This window comes from uncultured Fibrobacter sp. (assembly GCF_946062555.1).
Lineage (GTDB): Bacteria > Fibrobacterota > Fibrobacteria > Fibrobacterales > Fibrobacteraceae > Fibrobacter.
In genome coordinates, this window is record NZ_CAMGVQ010000004.1 from 74569 (window position 1) to 89396 (window position 14828).

18 protein-coding genes and 1 tRNA gene are annotated in these 14828 nt (G+C 54.0%); 8 read left to right on the forward strand and 11 right to left on the reverse strand.

The window, feature by feature from the left end; translation table 11 throughout:
• Positions 1-3 precede the first annotated feature (3 nt).
• Both Q0P86_RS01985 and Q0P86_RS01990 read left to right on the forward strand, forming a co-directional pair.
• A complete protein-coding gene (locus Q0P86_RS01985) occupies positions 4-1164 on the forward strand; it encodes a sodium ion-translocating decarboxylase subunit beta (RefSeq protein WP_163437804.1) in 1161 nt (386 codons plus the stop codon).
• Between the two features lie 158 nt (positions 1165-1322).
• Entirely contained in the window at positions 1323-1727 is a 405-nt protein-coding gene (locus tag Q0P86_RS01990) for an FISUMP domain-containing protein (RefSeq protein ID WP_295037087.1), read from the forward strand.
• Between the two features lies 1 nt (position 1728).
• On the opposite strand, the gene Q0P86_RS01995 is transcribed toward Q0P86_RS01990, so the two are convergent.
• Both Q0P86_RS01995 and Q0P86_RS02000 read right to left on the reverse strand, forming a co-directional pair.
• Positions 1729-1802, reverse strand: a tRNA-His gene (locus tag Q0P86_RS01995).
• A gap of 80 nt (positions 1803-1882) precedes the next feature.
• Complete coding sequence (locus Q0P86_RS02000) at positions 1883-2248, reverse strand: hypothetical protein (RefSeq protein WP_290991060.1); 366 nt, start codon at positions 2246-2248, stop codon at positions 1883-1885.
• Positions 2249-2410: 162 nt separating this feature from the next.
• Here Q0P86_RS02000 and Q0P86_RS02005 point away from each other — a divergent pair, with 162 nt between their 5' ends.
• Entirely contained in the window at positions 2411-3331 is a 921-nt protein-coding gene (locus Q0P86_RS02005; RefSeq protein WP_295037091.1) for a ComEC/Rec2 family competence protein, read from the forward strand.
• 3 nt (positions 3332-3334) lie between these two features.
• Here Q0P86_RS02005 and Q0P86_RS02010 read toward each other — a convergent pair whose 3' ends face one another.
• A complete protein-coding gene (locus Q0P86_RS02010; protein ID WP_290991055.1) occupies positions 3335-4093 on the reverse strand; it encodes an acyl-ACP thioesterase domain-containing protein in 759 nt (252 codons plus the stop codon).
• Positions 4094-4145: 52 nt separating this feature from the next.
• Between Q0P86_RS02010 and aroA the strand changes: the two genes are divergently transcribed.
• The 3 genes from aroA to dacB are packed head-to-tail and all read left to right on the forward strand — an operon-like array spanning position 4146 to position 9216.
• Positions 4146-5477 carry a 3-phosphoshikimate 1-carboxyvinyltransferase gene (aroA, locus tag Q0P86_RS02015; RefSeq protein ID WP_295037093.1) on the forward strand — a complete coding sequence of 444 codons (1332 nt, stop codon included), beginning with the start codon at positions 4146-4148 and terminating at the stop codon, positions 5475-5477.
• Between the two features lie 27 nt (positions 5478-5504).
• Positions 5505-7076 (forward strand): extracellular solute-binding protein, encoded by a 1572-nt coding sequence (locus tag Q0P86_RS02020; RefSeq protein WP_295037095.1) that lies wholly within the window; start codon positions 5505-5507, stop codon positions 7074-7076.
• A gap of 1 nt (position 7077) precedes the next feature.
• Positions 7078-9216, forward strand: coding sequence for a D-alanyl-D-alanine carboxypeptidase/D-alanyl-D-alanine-endopeptidase (dacB, locus tag Q0P86_RS02025; protein ID WP_295037097.1), 2139 nt, complete (start codon positions 7078-7080; stop codon positions 9214-9216).
• Between the two features lie 16 nt (positions 9217-9232).
• On the opposite strand, the gene Q0P86_RS02030 is transcribed toward dacB, so the two are convergent.
• The 4 genes from Q0P86_RS02030 to Q0P86_RS02045 all read right to left on the reverse strand — a co-directional run bounded on the left by Q0P86_RS02030 (position 9233) and on the right by Q0P86_RS02045 (position 11825).
• Positions 9233-9685 (reverse strand): hypothetical protein, encoded by a 453-nt coding sequence (locus Q0P86_RS02030; RefSeq protein ID WP_290991043.1) that lies wholly within the window; start codon positions 9683-9685, stop codon positions 9233-9235.
• Positions 9686-9732: 47 nt separating this feature from the next.
• Positions 9733-10455 carry a tRNA 2-thiocytidine biosynthesis TtcA family protein gene (locus tag Q0P86_RS02035; RefSeq protein ID WP_290991039.1) on the reverse strand — a complete coding sequence of 241 codons (723 nt, stop codon included), beginning with the start codon at positions 10453-10455 and terminating at the stop codon, positions 9733-9735.
• Positions 10456-10556: 101 nt separating this feature from the next.
• Positions 10557-11672, reverse strand: coding sequence for a DNA polymerase III subunit beta (gene dnaN, locus Q0P86_RS02040; protein WP_295037099.1), 1116 nt, complete (start codon positions 11670-11672; stop codon positions 10557-10559).
• Positions 11673-11825, reverse strand: a complete 153-nt coding sequence (locus Q0P86_RS02045; RefSeq protein WP_175547423.1) for a hypothetical protein — start codon at positions 11823-11825, stop codon at positions 11673-11675. It abuts the gene before it with no gap.
• Positions 11826-11888: 63 nt separating this feature from the next.
• On the opposite strand from Q0P86_RS02045, the gene Q0P86_RS02050 reads away from it, so the two are divergent.
• Positions 11889-12170, forward strand: a complete 282-nt coding sequence (locus Q0P86_RS02050) for a hypothetical protein (RefSeq protein ID WP_290991034.1) — start codon at positions 11889-11891, stop codon at positions 12168-12170.
• Positions 12157-12984, forward strand: a complete 828-nt coding sequence (locus tag Q0P86_RS02055; RefSeq protein WP_290991031.1) for a M23 family metallopeptidase — start codon at positions 12157-12159, stop codon at positions 12982-12984. Before Q0P86_RS02050 ends, Q0P86_RS02055 begins: the two co-directional genes overlap by 14 nt.
• Positions 12985-13057: 73 nt before the next feature.
• Here the strand turns inward: Q0P86_RS02055 and Q0P86_RS02060 are convergent, their stop codons facing one another.
• The 4 genes from Q0P86_RS02060 to Q0P86_RS02075 all read right to left on the reverse strand — a co-directional run bounded on the left by Q0P86_RS02060 (position 13058) and on the right by Q0P86_RS02075 (position 14784).
• Complete coding sequence (locus Q0P86_RS02060; RefSeq protein WP_294111179.1) at positions 13058-13228, reverse strand: hypothetical protein; 171 nt, start codon at positions 13226-13228, stop codon at positions 13058-13060.
• Positions 13229-13381, reverse strand: a complete 153-nt coding sequence (locus Q0P86_RS02065) for a hypothetical protein (protein WP_290991026.1) — start codon at positions 13379-13381, stop codon at positions 13229-13231. It abuts the gene before it with no gap.
• A 173-nt stretch (positions 13382-13554) separates the two neighbouring features.
• Complete coding sequence (locus tag Q0P86_RS02070; RefSeq protein WP_295037102.1) at positions 13555-14220, reverse strand: histidine phosphatase family protein; 666 nt, start codon at positions 14218-14220, stop codon at positions 13555-13557.
• The gene (locus tag Q0P86_RS02075) at positions 14221-14784 is read right to left on the reverse strand and encodes a phosphatase PAP2 family protein (RefSeq protein WP_295037104.1); all 564 of its coding nucleotides are present in this window, start codon (positions 14782-14784) and stop codon (positions 14221-14223) included.
• Positions 14785-14828 lie beyond the last annotated feature (44 nt).

Genomic DNA, 14828 nt, shown 5'->3' on the forward strand with positions numbered 1-14828 from the left:
TAAATGAGTTCTCTTTTAAATTCGGTCGTTGAGTTCGCAGGCGACACCGGATTCGCATACGTCACCCCTTCGATGATCGTGATGTGGATCGTGAGTTTCGTCCTGATGTACTTGGCGATTGTCAAAAAGTATGAGCCGCTGCTGCTCTTGCCGATTTCCCTCGGCGCACTGGCGGTGAACATCCCCAGTGCGGGATTCTACGATGGTGGCTGGAGCATCGAAGGTATGTTTACCCCGACTGCCGGTCTCTATTACTACATCAGCCAGGGTATCCACCTGGAACTCTTCCCGCCCATCATCTTCTTGGGCGTGGGTGCCATGACGGACTTCGGACCGCTTATCGCTAACCCGCGTACACTGCTCCTCGGCGGTGGCGCTCAGTTCGGCGTGTTTGCGACCATGTTCTGCGCCGTGGCTTTCGGTGGCTTTACTCTCGGTGAAGCGGCCTCTATCGGCATCATCGGCGGTGCCGACGGTCCGACCTCCATCTTTACTGCAAACAAACTAGCAAAGCACCTCATTGGACCTATCGCCGTGGCAGCTTACACTTACATGGCTCTCGTTCCGCTGATCCAGCCGCCTATCATGCGCCTCATGACCAACGACAAGGAACGCAAGATCCGTATGAAGGCGCTCCGCAAGGTGTCCAAGGCAGAACGCATCGTGTTTGCCGTGATGGTGATGATCGTGTGCATCCTCGTGGTGCCCGATGCTTCTGCTCTTATCATCATGCTCATGCTTGGTAACATCTTCAAGGAAGCCGGCGTTGTCGAACGCCTGGTGAAGACCTCCTCTAACGAACTCATGAACATCGTGACTATCTTCCTCGGTACTTCCGTGGGTCTCACGATGTCTGCCGACATTTTCCTCCGTCCGCAGACCCTCATGATTATCGCTATGGGTGTGGTGGCCTTCGGTTTCTCGACCGCAGCAGGCCTCTTCCTTGCAAAGATCATGAACAAGTGCACTCCCAAGAACCCTGTGAACCCGCTCATCGGTTCCGCCGGTGTGTCCGCTGTGCCGATGGCTGCCCGTGTTTCCCAGGTGGAAGGTGCCAAGTATGACCCGCAGAACTTCCTCTTGATGCACGCCATGGGCCCGAACGTGGCTGGCGTGATCGGTACCGCAGTCTGCGCCGGTTACATGATTAGCCGTCTCTCGTAAGACGTTGTCCTGGAGCAAGGCGAAAGCCGCGCGACGGGATTCATGATTGAACATGGGGAAACCCTCGGCAGTGCGCCGGGGGTTCCTTTTTAATTTGTTGTCCCTAGCTTGGTAGGTGGTCGTTTTTTTTTGTTAAATTTGTATTGAACGCGGTTGGCTTGAAACTGGTTGTTTTTAGGAGGATCTATGAAAAAGTTCTTGTTCGCGTTGCCCCTTGCGATTGGTTTGCCTGGAAGGCTGCGTTGGATGGGCGGGAATATCCTGACGACACCCTGGAACTAGGCATTTGCCCGGCTGGTTGGCATATTCCCTCGATTACGGAGTGGAATGACCTGTTGAAGGAAACTGAAGCTCCGGGAGACCTGATGGCGGTGAACGGCTTCTGGGAACGCGCCGGTGCAACAAACCGTCTGGGCTTCTCTGCAATCGGTACAAGATATGACGAAGCGAGCGTGTTTAACGAAACTTGGTTCTGGACGAAGGAAGAAACCAAGTTCGAAAAAAAACTACAAATCCATTTCTGCTCAAAAAAAATCCTGCGAAATCTCGCAGGAATTTTTTAAGGGTGGGTGACCGGACTCGAACCGACAACATCCAGAATCACAATCTGGGACTCTAACCAATTGAGCTACACCCACCATGATTGTGAGCCCAAATATAAAAAAGCCACCTCAAATTTCAAGGGTGGCATCCAAATTTTTACGAAAAAGTCGAAATTTTAGTCGTTTTTGAGCTTCGACATGATGCGCAGGAAGTTTGCGCGCTTGAAGTCGTTGCGGTGTTCGTCGCAAAAACGGGGGTAGATGTACTGTTTCGGGAACACGCGGATGGTGAACATCTCGTTACAGCCTTCGAGGCAGCACTTGAAGGTGAGGTCCATCGACTCGGTGTAGTTGTGGCGGAAGATGATGTTCTTGGACTCGATGTTGTCCACGTCCTTCTTCTGCTTCTGGCGCTGCTTGATGTCGCGGTGCAATTCGCAGTACTTGGCGATCGGGTGGCCCCAGAATTCGCGGCCGCAGCCGGGTTCCTGACAGACTTTCAGCTTGATACGCTTTTTCTTCTTGTACTTGGGTAATTGCATTATAAACCTCGGGTTAAGCTAAAAGATAGTAAAAAATCCCCGTTTTGTTCGCACATGGCGCGTCGTAGCTTGCCATAAGTCGTGTCTGGAGTATTTTTTCCCATTTTTCGCGGTCCGTGCGTGTATATAGGAGAGACTTTTGCAAAAATGGAGTTTTGTCTTATGCTGATACATAAAAATACGAACTTGTGGATTCCGCTCTGGATTCTTCTGTGTTTCTTGCTGTGGGGCGGTGCCGCGGTGGTCGCGGGGGTTGTCCTGGGTGGCTGTGCCTATGGTTCTGGCGGCGAGGATGAGCCGGATCCTGTCCGTGTATCGGTCCTCGATATGGGGCAGGGGCTTGCCGTGCTGCTGGAAAGGGAGGGCCGCTATGCGCTTTACGATTCGGGTCCCGATTCGGTGGGGGTGGTGGATTCCCTTTTGGCCCGTGGAGTCGATTCGCTTTCGTGGGTGCTCCTGAGTCATGGGCATCGCGACCATGTGGGCGGTTTTATGGAAATGGGGGAGGCGCTTTCAGCGGGGCGTCTGCATGTCGGACGCTTGCTGGTGGGGCCGGATACGGCATCGGGGCTTGTGCCCGACAGTGTCCTGCGTCTTGCCCGGCGGTTCGGGATACCGGTCGATACGCTTTTCCGAGGCGATACGGTGTGGCTTGCCGACGGCTTGAAACTGGATGTCCTGTGGCCTCCTGAATATGGGCGGTTCGGCGAAAACGGGGCGAGTGTCGTGATGAAGGTGGCTCTCGAAGACGACTCCGAAAAACCATCGCTGCTGTTGACGGGCGACCTGGATTCGGCGGGAGAGCGCCGACTTCTGGAGCTTTCGCCTAGCTTGTCTGCGGACTTGTTGCAGGTGCCGCACCATGGCTCGGCGGGAAGTAGCACGCTCAGGTTCCTTTCGCGGGTGTCGCCGCGGTATGCGGTGATCGGTGTCGGCCGGAATAACCGCTACGGTCACCCGACCGCAGAAGTCCTCCAGAAACTCCGCTATGTGACAGGGGATTCCGCTGCGGTTTTCCGCACGGACCTGCACGGGACAGTCTCTTTTGGAATGTGGCCCGGAATCGGGGTGGTGATGCCCTGAGGGTTACTCCCTGAAGCCTACGCGGACCTGGAAATGGCAACGGTTTGTCGTCGGGCTTTTTTCCATGTCGGCGTTCATTCCGAAAAATACGGCGTGGTGGTTCGTATCCTTGAACCGGATGATGTTGATGTTGGCACCGAGCGGAACCTGCTGGACAAAATTCAGTTGGATGGAACGTATCCCGCGTTCTTTGAGTTCCTGTTTCGAAAGGCAGTCGATAATCCAGTCCACATAGCGGCAATGGTTCACATGGTGGTTGATGTCGAGGTCGCTGTTACGGGCTCTTTCTGTATAAACTAACTGTGGGTCTTCGCCCATGGGCAGCACCTGGAGCATTTCGGGTAGCGCACTTTTTTCGAGCTGCACCGGGAAGGGGTAGGGGCTTTTGGACGGGTGCTCGGCAAATCCCGTTTTCAGGTTCACCAGGATCCACGATGAGGTCCCTTCGGCGAGGGCGCGGCCCTGGCTATCGACGACGGCATAGTCCTTGAGCACCACCTTGTCCTTGTAGATTTCCTTGATCCAGGTGGTAACCCCGAGCGTTTCCCCCATGAGCGGGGTATGGTCGATTCTCATCTTCATGCGCGTGATGGCGGAGGTATAGCCGGCCTTGATCATTTTCCACAGCCCGAAACCGTTCGCTTCGGCGTCGGCGATGGCCGCCTCTTCCATGAACTGGAAAAGGCGTGAAAGCTTCAGTCTGCCGTACTCGTCGCAATCCGAAAAACGGACCGTGAATTTGTGGTCTGTGATTTCGCTCATGTTTTAAACTCCGTGTAATCGTTTTACTTTTTTAATTTATAAATTTACGGACATGGATACACCTTTTTTTCGCCCCAGTAACATACAGATTCCCGCTTTGAAGTCTTATAACGGTGAACTTCGCGTTCCCGGATCGAAAAGTATCACGAACCGCGTGCTTTTGGTGTCGGCTCTTGCCGCTGGAACGACACGCCTACATAACCTTTTGAAAAGCGACGACACCGGCTACATGGGCGAGGCCCTGAAATCGCTGGGCGTTCATGTGGAAATGTCCGAAGACTTTACCGAGGCCGTCATCGAAGGTTGCGGAGCTCCGATTGACGCTCAGACGGTTTTGCTGGAAGACGGCAAGAATTTCGCCGGCCTTTACCTGGGCAATGCGGGAACCGCGATGCGTTCCCTGTGTGCGGCTCTCGCGCTGGGGCACGGCGTGTTCCACCTGAGCGGCGAAGAACGCATGAAGGAACGCCCGATTCGCGACTTGGTCGATGCGCTCCGTTCGCTTGGCGCCGATATCAGTTATCTGGAAACGGAAGGCTTTCCGCCGGTCTGCATCAATGCGCATGGCCTTAAGGGCGGATCCGTGTCGGTGCGCGGCAATATCTCGAGCCAGTATCTGACGGCGCTCCTGATATGTGCCCCGTACGCGGAATCTCCGTTGCATATCCATGTCGAGGGCGAACTGATTTCCGCTCCGTATATCCTGCTCACGCTCGACGTGATGAAACATTTCGGCATCGAGGTGAAGCATGCCGACCTGATGGATTTCTATGTGCCCAAGGGCGTCTACAAGACTCCGGGCGACTATATGGTCGAAGGCGATGCCAGCTCCGCAAGTTATCCGCTTGCTGCCGCTGCCATTGCCGGTGGAAAGGTGCGTGTTTTGGGAGTCGGTACGGATTGCCGCCAGGGCGACATCGCCTTTGTCGATGTTCTTAAGAAAATGGGTGCCGCGGTGACCATGGGACCCGACTGGGTGGAATGTACGGGACCGCAGGGTAAGCTCAAGAGTCTTGGCGAGTTCAATGCCGTTGAAATCCCGGATGCGGCGATGACGGTTGCCGTACTCGCGCTGTTTGCCGATGCCCCGATGACTATCAGCGGCATCGCCAGTTGGCGAGTCAAGGAAACCGACCGTATCGCGGCGATGGCTGCGGAACTCCGCAAGGTGGGTGCCGAGGTCCGCGAAACAACCGATTCCATTACGATTTTCCCGCCGGAAAATTTGCAGCCCGCGACAATCGAAACCTATAACGACCACCGTATGGCAATGTGCTTTAGCCTGGTCGCCTTGGGTGGAGTCCCTATCAAGATTATGGATCCTGCTTGCATCAACAAGACGTATCCGAAGTATTTCGACGATTTCCTGAGAATTGCAAAATAAATTTGTTTGTATATTAGGGAAAGATTCATGCTTGGACGGGTTTACGGCATTGCTTTGTTTGTGATAACCTTGGCCTTGGCCGGGGTTGTTCCTGCATTTGCTGTTCCGGAACTCCGTGCCGCAGCCCCTCCCCCGGATACTCTTGTTCTGTGGGTTATGGACCAGGATATCAATACGGGAACGGCGCTCCAGAAACTGATGCGGAAGTATACGCAGCAGAGCGGGATCCCGGTCAAGATCCGTTTCCTGGACTGGGGTGCTGCTTTCGCCGAACTCAACAAGGTCCTTGCGACCGAGGCGGGATCGGGAACGGACTATCCCGACGTGTTACAGCTGGGGTCCACCTGGGTGCCGTATTTTGCCAAGGCGGGCTTGATTTCCCCGCTGACGGAAATGCTGGATGCTGTCGATACGAGCCGTTTCTACCCCGAAATGATGAAGGCTTCTCATATCGGTCGCGACACCGTTGTCTATTCGATTCCCTGGTTCCTGGATGTTCGCGGGTTCTTTGCCAATGAACGGATCTGGTTGGAACTCGGATTGCACGATAGCGAGATTGAAACTTATCCACAGTTCTTTGGCGTGCTGCGCGCCATTGCCGAAGCCAAGGTGCAGAATAGGGCCGGAGGCCTGGTGGTTCCTTTCGAGTTCGGCGTCAAGGACGACTGGACTGGTTACCAGCAGATGTCGCCGTTCCTGTGGAATTTTGGTGGTGACTTTGTCGCCGAAACCGAGAACGGTTACCGCAGCGCCCTGGCGGATTCTTCTACGCTTGTGGGACTTCGTGTTTATTTGAAACTGCTCCGTGACCAGGATGTTTCTCCCCATAACCTCCATGAAAATTCCAGTTCGGCGGCAGATCGCTTCGTGCGCTCCGAGCAGCTGCTGATTTTCGGTACCCCCGAACTGATTCGCAAGATTGAATTTGATAGCGACATTGGCGGGCTTAAGGAAAGCCCGATTGCCAAGGACGGCTTGATATCCGTTTCGGCGCCTGGTGGTCCTGTCGGAAATTTCACTTTTGTCGGTGGCTCCCATCTGGTCTTGCCCAAGAACGGGAACCTCTCGAAACGGAAAACGGCGAACGACCTTTTCCTATTCATGGTCCGCGCCGACAATATCGACTACTATTCCAGACAGAGCGGATTTATCCCGTCGGACGGAAGCTTGATTCGAATCTGGATGCAGGATTCCCGCTACAGTCACTTGGTGACGGGGTTGGAACATAATGGCCGTAGCTGCCAGAACATTCCCGAGTGGAGCGAAATCGAAATGTTGGTGAATGCGATGGTGAACTCGGTTGCAAGGAACATTGCGCAAGGGGATTCCGGAGTCGACGATGCGACGGCGCAGCTTGTCTTGGAAACGCATGAAAGAATCAACAGTCTCTTCGGATATAAGGATGCGGACCGCGCCGCCGTTCGCAAACGGATCAGGGATGCGTTGATGCAACCGGTCGAGGAAAAGAAATACGACAAGGGCATAAACTTTGTCGGAAATTCGTCCGGCTTCAGTCCGCGCCTGATCGTGGTGGTTTCGCTGGGTGCCGTTGCCGTTGTTTTGCTCCTGATATTCATTATCCGTTTCCGCAAGCGTTAGTATGCGAAAAGTTCTATTCTTTGTCTGTTTTCTTTCGGTTGTCGTTTTCGCGAATTTCAGGTTGGATTCTTTCCAGGTCTACGTGGATTCCATGGTACCGGGTTCCCGTTACGGGCTTTCGATTCGTTCGGTAAAGTCCGGTGCTGAACTGGGGAATATCCGCGGTGCCGAGAAGTTCACTCCGGCAAGTACGCTGAAAACCTTGACGACGGCGACGGCTCTCCATTACCTGCCGCTTGATTACGCCCCCAAGACCGAAGTGTCGCTGAACGGAAGTGTCCAGAAGAAAAAGTTTATCGGAAAGGTGAATGTGCGTGGCGAGGGCGATCCCAATTTTTCGGGCCGCTATTACGCCGATCCGTTCCACATTCTGAACGCAATGGCAGATTCAATTCACGCGCTGGGAATCGACACCGTGCTTGGCCAGATCACCCTGGACACTGCCTATTACAAAGGCCCGTGGCGTGCCGAACATTGGCGCAAGAATTTTTACGACGCCTGGTACGGCGCCGAAATTGCTCCGCTCGGTTTTAATGACAACTGCACCATGATTCGCTTCAAGCCGGGCGAAAAGGTGGGCGATACGGCCATTGCCGAAATTCTCCCGGATGTGGGTTATGTTGTCCTTAAGAACGAGATGCTGACCGTTCCCGGAAAAAAACGCAAGTGGACCTGGGCGCTCGATTCGGCAAAACCGGAAATCACGATTGGCGGTGCTATCGGAATAGGCGTGGATTCCAGCCAGTTGGTACTGCCGGTGCGTAATCCGATTGCCTACTTCAAGGCAGCCTTTATCCATGCCCTTAAGGAGCGCGGGGTGGCGTTTGTCGAACGGCAGAATGTCCCGGCGGGAATCCAGATAAGGTCCTTTACCTACTCGGCGGCGCCCTTCCTCAGCATTCTCGACGAAATCAATCAGCGTAGCCAGAACATGCACGCCGAAACGCTTTTCCGTAACTTGGGCGCTCAGAAGGCGGGCGAGGGAAGCGTCGAGGGCGGCCGCGCGATGGAGATGAAGTTCCTTAAGGAAATCGGGCTCGATACGGCCGATTTTGAAATATGGGACGGTTGCGGCCTTTCCCCCAGGAACAAGGTGAAACCCTCGACCGAGACGGCTCTGCTTGCGAAAATGGCGCGGCACCCCAAGGGAAAATTTTACATCAACAGTTTTGCCGGGCCGGGGCTTGGAACCGGCGGTAAACGCATGCTCGACCTGCCGTACCCGTGGCTGACCCGTTTCAAGACGGGCTTCATTGGCGAAGTGCACGGACTGGTGGGGTACATTTACGCGTTAGACGGCGATACGCTCGCGGTCGCGATGTATCTGAACGAGACGGGCAAGAATCCCGACGCCAGGCTCAAGGATGTCCTCGATACCCTGTGGACGCGTCTGGTGCTGCGGACCAATGACCATTACGCCTCGCTCATGAAGATGAAGCAGTTGTGGCTCTCGGCGCAGAACGTGGCGGGACTGACGGCGCGTCTCGAATACTTCTCCCGCATGATGAAGGGCACCCCGTACCGTCTGGGACCCATGGGCGAAAGTTACCTGGATTCCATCGAGAGCAAGCCGATTGTGTACATGGATTCCGTAGACTGCGTGACTTATCTGGAACATGTGCTTGCCATGGCCCTTGCACCGAACGAGAATGCGATTGCCCCGCTGCTTCAGAAAATCCGTTACAGGGACGGTGTTATTGACTACATGCACCGTAAGCATTATTTGCTGGCCGACTGGGTGGGCGAGGGAAAGTTTGCCCGCCCGATGCAGGTGAACGGCGATACGGTCGTGCAGCGCACGATGCCGAAGCGGGCCTTGTTCAATGCGAAAAAACTCAAGTACGACAAGCCCGATGCGCCGATGGATATCCGCTACCTGCCCTATGACCGCGCCGTCGAAATGGTGTCAAAACCTTACGAAGGTCCCCTGATGGTGACGGGAATCGCCTTTGTCGCGGCGAAGGACGATCTCGATGCAACGCATACGGGTTTCGTCGTGTTCCGCCAAGGGGAACTCCCCGTACTTCGCCATGCCGCTTTCAAGAAGCAGGTGTTGGAGCTTCCGCTGGTCGATTACCTAAAAAGTCGCGGCAAGGCGAAACTTCCTGGCGTTACTTTATTTGAATTCTTGAAACAGTAGGCCGTTGTGGTCTAGTTTATTCCCCTAAGTCAAACGCAAGAATCGCGACGAGTTCGTGCTGCCCGGGATCTGCATGGCCTTCTCCTTTCTCGAACAGGGTCCAAGCGTCGGGCATCCAGCCGTAGGCGGCCATCGTGAGTTCCTGCCCCATGGCAATTTCCGCTTTCTCGACTTCTTCCCAGCGGACAGGCCCGACGGGAGCCTTGTAGTAACGCAGCATTCCGAGCGCATCCATTGCTTCGGGGTAGTTGTCGGCCAGCTGGTATACGCAATCCTTGTAGCTTTCGCCCTTTAGGCGGATGACGCGGTAAAGGCGCTTGCATCCCAGGAACTTGGAGAGATCGCCGTGGTGGACGTCTATCTTGGATCCCTGTCCGAAAAACGTCATGAGTTCGCGGAATATCTCGGATTCCTCTTCCATGAAGGGGGAGAGTTTCTTGATGAGTGCGTTGACTTCGCTTGCGACCATGACCTAATTATAGATAAAATATGGTGGAGAAATACGCGGACGGCGCGTTACAGCAGGTAGTCCATACGGATGTTGCGCATACTTTCGAACAGGTTCGCCTTGAGGGTGGAATTTCCCTTGGTGAGGCTCTTGATTTCTTCGCGGATGCTCTTGCGGTGACTTGCCTTCGAAAATTCGCAGGTGCAGGTGAACTTGCGGATGTCGGCGTCTTCGGCGTACTCGATGATTTCGGATTCTTCGCAGTAGCACAGCGGGCGGATGATGCTGCACGGGTATTTCTCGTAGGGGACCATCGGCGGCATGCCGCTGAATTCGCCCTTGTACAGCATGTTCATCAGGAGCGTCTCTACGATGTCATCCATGTGGTGGCCGAGTGCAATCTTGTTGTATCCGTTTTCGCGGGCGAACTTGATGAGCTCGGTGCGGCGCTGCGTGCTGCACCAGTAGCAGTTGAGCTTGCGGCCTTCCTTGAGACGTCCTTCGACGGCAACGTCCTTGAAGAAGAATGGAATCTGCGGATACTGTTCGGCCATGCGCTGCAAGAATTCGCGAGGAGCCTTGTCGGCAAAGTCGCTCTGGATATGGATCGCTCCGATTTCGCAGTTCGGCAGGAATTTTCCCATACGGCTCGCGAGCTCCATCAGCAGCACGCTGGAATCCTTGCCTCCGCTTACGGCGATCAGTACCTTGTCGCCGTCTTCAATCAGGTTGAAGTCGTGGAGAGCCTTGGTGATTTTTCTACTGATGCGTTTGCGGATGGCGTTGGACATGGCTAATTCGGATTTCGGAATTCAGAGTTAGAATAAGCAGGAGAGAAATTAAAAAGTCCACCGGAGTGGACTTTTTAATTTGTTTAAAATCCGCTCAATCCTTAGTCGGCGAGGCGGAGCGGCATCAGCAAGAAACTGAAGCCCATGTCGTCACCGACGGGTTCGATGATGCAGGCGCCGATCGGGGTGTTCATCTTGAGCACCACTTCTTCGCTCTTGCACATGCTGAGGATTTCGTAGAAGTAACGGCCGTCGAAACCGATGCTGAAGCTGCCTTCGCCATTGTGCGTCACGGCGAGTGCTTCGCGCGTTTCACCGCCGACATCCGGGTCGGTCGCGGACAGTTCCATGTTGTTGCCGTCCATCTGGAAACGGATCTGGTGGGTACGCGGATTGGCCATCGGCAGGATGCAGTGGACCTTGTTCAGGAGTTCGGTCGTGTTGGCCTGTACGGTACGTTCGAAGTTCTGCGGAATCACGGCGCGGTAGTTCGGATACGGACCTTCGATCAGCTTCGAGATAATCTGCGTTGCGCCAATGCGGAACAGCACGTGCGTTTCGGTGGTGCAGATTTCGACGGAGTCTTCGTTCTTTGCGAGGCGGAGCACGAGCTGCAGCACCTTCGGGAGGACGATCACGCCGGATTCGAGGTTGGCACCTTCCTGGTCGATGCTTGCGCGGCCCATACGGTGACCGTCGGTGGCGACCATGGAAACCTTGCCGTCCTTTGCTTCCATGAACACGCCGTTCAGGTTCTGACGGGTGTTGTCGGTCGAAACGGCGAATGCGGTCTTTTCGACCAGGAATGCAAGTTCGCTTGCGGCGAGCGTGAGCGAGCTGCCTTCGACTTCGGGGAACGGCGGGAAGTCGCTGGCGTCAAAGCTCGTGATGGAGGCCTGGCCGCGTTCGCTCCACTTGATGCGGGTGAGGTGGTCCTGCACGTCCACGCTGATGGTGTCGATGCTCGGTTCCACGAGTGCCTTGATGAGGTCGGAGAACTTGCGGGCGTTGATCAGGGCTTCGCCGTCGCGTTCACCCATGACTTCGAGCTTAATCCTCACACCCAGGTTCAAGTCGGTGGCGCAAATTTCGAGGAAGTTGCCTTCCAGTCGCAGCGAATAGTCGTTGAGGATTTGCAGGGTCGATTTGTTGGGAATGGCGCTGATTGCGATCTGCAGCGCGTCCTGCAATACGGATTTTTTGATATTGAACTTCATTTATGCGCCTCTCTGGATAAGCATAGTTCCAATAAAGAAAATTACGGCAATAGCGCCAAGGACTGCAATAATCTTGGGGTCCAGTGCATTGGCCTTTTTAGGGGTAAATTGCTTTGCGTTCTGTTTTGCGCGTCTGCGGTCGCTACGGCTCATAGTTGATCTCCATTTTTATACAGATAAAAAACTAATTTTTTTACGGACAAAAGGAATCTGAACATGGCAGAAAAAACGCTAAATAAGATAAAAAACAAGGCTTTGAATTTGGCATCGACGGCCCTTTTGCGGGTGGAGCTTGCAAACGAGGAATCCAAGCTCAAAAAGCGTTTTATGGCGCTGGGCCAAAAGCTTCACGGGGCGGTTCGAGACGACCTGCTCCAGACCATCAAGGACGATCCGTCCGTGGTAGAACTGCTGGGTGCCATCGAAGAGGAAAAACGCCACATTGAATCTCTCCGCAAGCGTATAGAAAACCCCGGGGCCGAAAGTGAAGAAACTTGAGGTCCATGTATTCCCGAGCAAGACCGCTTCGGGTAAAAGCTACCGTTTCTCTTTCTGGGGTGCGGTTGTCGCCGTGGTGGCCGTGGTGGCCGCCGTTCTGGGTTTTATTCTTTTCTCCCCTGTTCAGATTTTAGACAACATAACGAGCGGGAATGTGACGAATGTCTACCGTCAGAATGCCGCCATCAAGAAGGAACTCAAGGAAATCCGAGCTTCGGTGGACTCCTCAATCTTGCGCGCCGAAGAAACGCGCGTGCTCCGCGACAGTACCCTGAAGGTGGGCGGTCTCGGCTTTATGCTGGATGGTTCGGCCCTCGACGATTCCCTGCTGCAGAAACGCAAGAGCGTAAATGAGGTGGAGGCTTCCTTTAAAAAGCTGCTGGCCGCCCTGGAAAAGGATTCCGTCGCGGCCGAAAAGATTCCGGTGCTTCATCCGATGAAGAACGGCCATGCCGTCAAGAAGCGTTTCGAAATCGTCTATGATCCGTTTACCGACAGCGAACTTCCGCACCGAGGAATTGACTACGTGGCAGCCGAAGGCGATACGGTCTATGCAACGGGTGCAGGTACCGTTATCGAGGTCCGCAAGCATCGCGGTTTTGGCCTTTCGGTCAAGATAGACCATGGCCACGACGTGCGCACCTTCTATGCCCATTTGGGTAAGAACCTGGTCAACCAGGGACAGACGGTTCACCGTGGCCAACCCATCGCCCTGATTGGCGAGAGCGGGACCCAGTCAAGCATTGGACTCCATTACGAAATCCGCATTGACGGCATCTCGGTGAACCCTGAAAGTTTCTACCTGACGAAATAAGATGATTCGACAGTCAAGATGTCGCAGAAACCGGTCACTTCGAAAATCTCCTTGATTTCGGAGCTTGCGTTTTTCACGACCATGGAACCTTGCTTGAGGTCGTATGCCAGCGGCTGGTCTTGCCGTCCCTTGTACTGTAGTACCATTCCTTGTCGTCGTAGTGCCCGCCGGTGACAAGCTTGATTTCGTTTTCAGTGAAACGGGCGAGTCGCATGAATTCGCCTTTGGGTGTTTCAGGCCCCATTCAAGGTTCGTATGCGAGTACGACTGCTACGATTTGGGGAACCAGTTTTCCCGCATTGAACAACTTGTCAATGTAATTTGCGTTTGCGCGGCTAGACTCTTCTCCATTTTCAACGGTCATCCTGTTCAGCATATTTTGAGTCTTGTAGCTCATATGCCGAATATCAGGCCGAAGACGACCGTAATGGCCGCCAGAATCATCATAGATTGTTTGAATGCGAGTCCCCTGAAATTAAACCCATAAAACCCCTTCTTACTGTTTATGGTTAAAATATATGTAAAAAAGAGGCGATATCGACAAGAATGGAGAATTTTCACCAAAGAAGGTTAAAATTCCAACCAGCCGGAATCAAGCGCTGTTATGGGTACGATGCGCTTGCCGCGAGGCGTCGCCGCCACGGCCATGCCGGTCAAGAAATTCATCCAGCGCTGAGGCATAAAGGCCATCTTGCAAAAGTGTGTAAGGCACGGCACCACCCAGGCGTCGTGCGTCGCGAAAATGTTGAAGCGGGCGTTCCCCTTTTCAAGCATCATCGCAAGCATTTCTTCGGAGCGCCCGGCCAGAGGCGCAAACGCTTCTTTATCGCCGCGCGGCTTACCTGCAGCTTCTTTTTGCAGCCACTGGCAAATGCCTTCGTAAAAACCGGAACGCAGCACCTTGGTGTACTCATCGTAATCTTGAACAAAGTATTCTGCGAGACAATCCAGTTTTTCGATGAGCGAATTTTTGATGCCGCGGCCCTTACCAATATTCTGCGCCGTTTCGATGCAGCGGCCTACCGGGCTCGAAAAGAAACTCATGTCGCCCTCGGCAGGAATGCACTTGCCAAGCGCCAAGGCCTGCTTGCGCCCACGCTCTGTAAGGCCCACATGCGCACCGAAATCAGGATCTTCGGGAGTAATATGCCTGCGTTCTCCGTGACGAATCAAAAGGAATACGCGTTCGTCGGAAGCAAGGGAATCAAAAAACTTCGCCGCCGGTACAAATTCCATCTAAGCCCCGACACCGATCGCCGCAAGAACAGCCGGCGAGCAAAAAGCCCAAATCGCATGCGCAATCGCAAAACTCAAGATGCCAAGCAGGAAACCGCAAATAATATCCGTGAGCCAGTGCACGCCAAAGTACACGCGCAAAAGTCCCCATGTGAGCGGCAAGAGCATCATGATCCAACCGTACTGCGGTACCGCATAAAACACCGCCGAGGCCACCGCCAAGTTGTTCATCGTATGGCCAGACGGAAAACTGTACTTGTCGAGCGGCGGAACTTCCGCCTTGATTTGCGGGTTCGCCGCAAATGGCCTCGGACGCTTTGTGCTAAGCTTTACGCCCTCATACAGGCCAAGCGAAAACACCATGGCCACCAAAGCCTGTGCAAGAATCGGCCAAAACGCCGACCATCCCAAATGCAAAAAAAGAACCAGTGCAAAAACGCCCCAAATATAGCCGTCACCCAGGCGCACATAAAACTTGAGGAGCTTCGTCGTCTTCTCGGAATAATGCCGGTTGGTCCAATAAACCGACACGCGATTGTCAAACTCTGCAACTTTCTTGAACATCGGCGTAAATGTAGTTAATAAAATTCCTATTTTATTAACCGTTA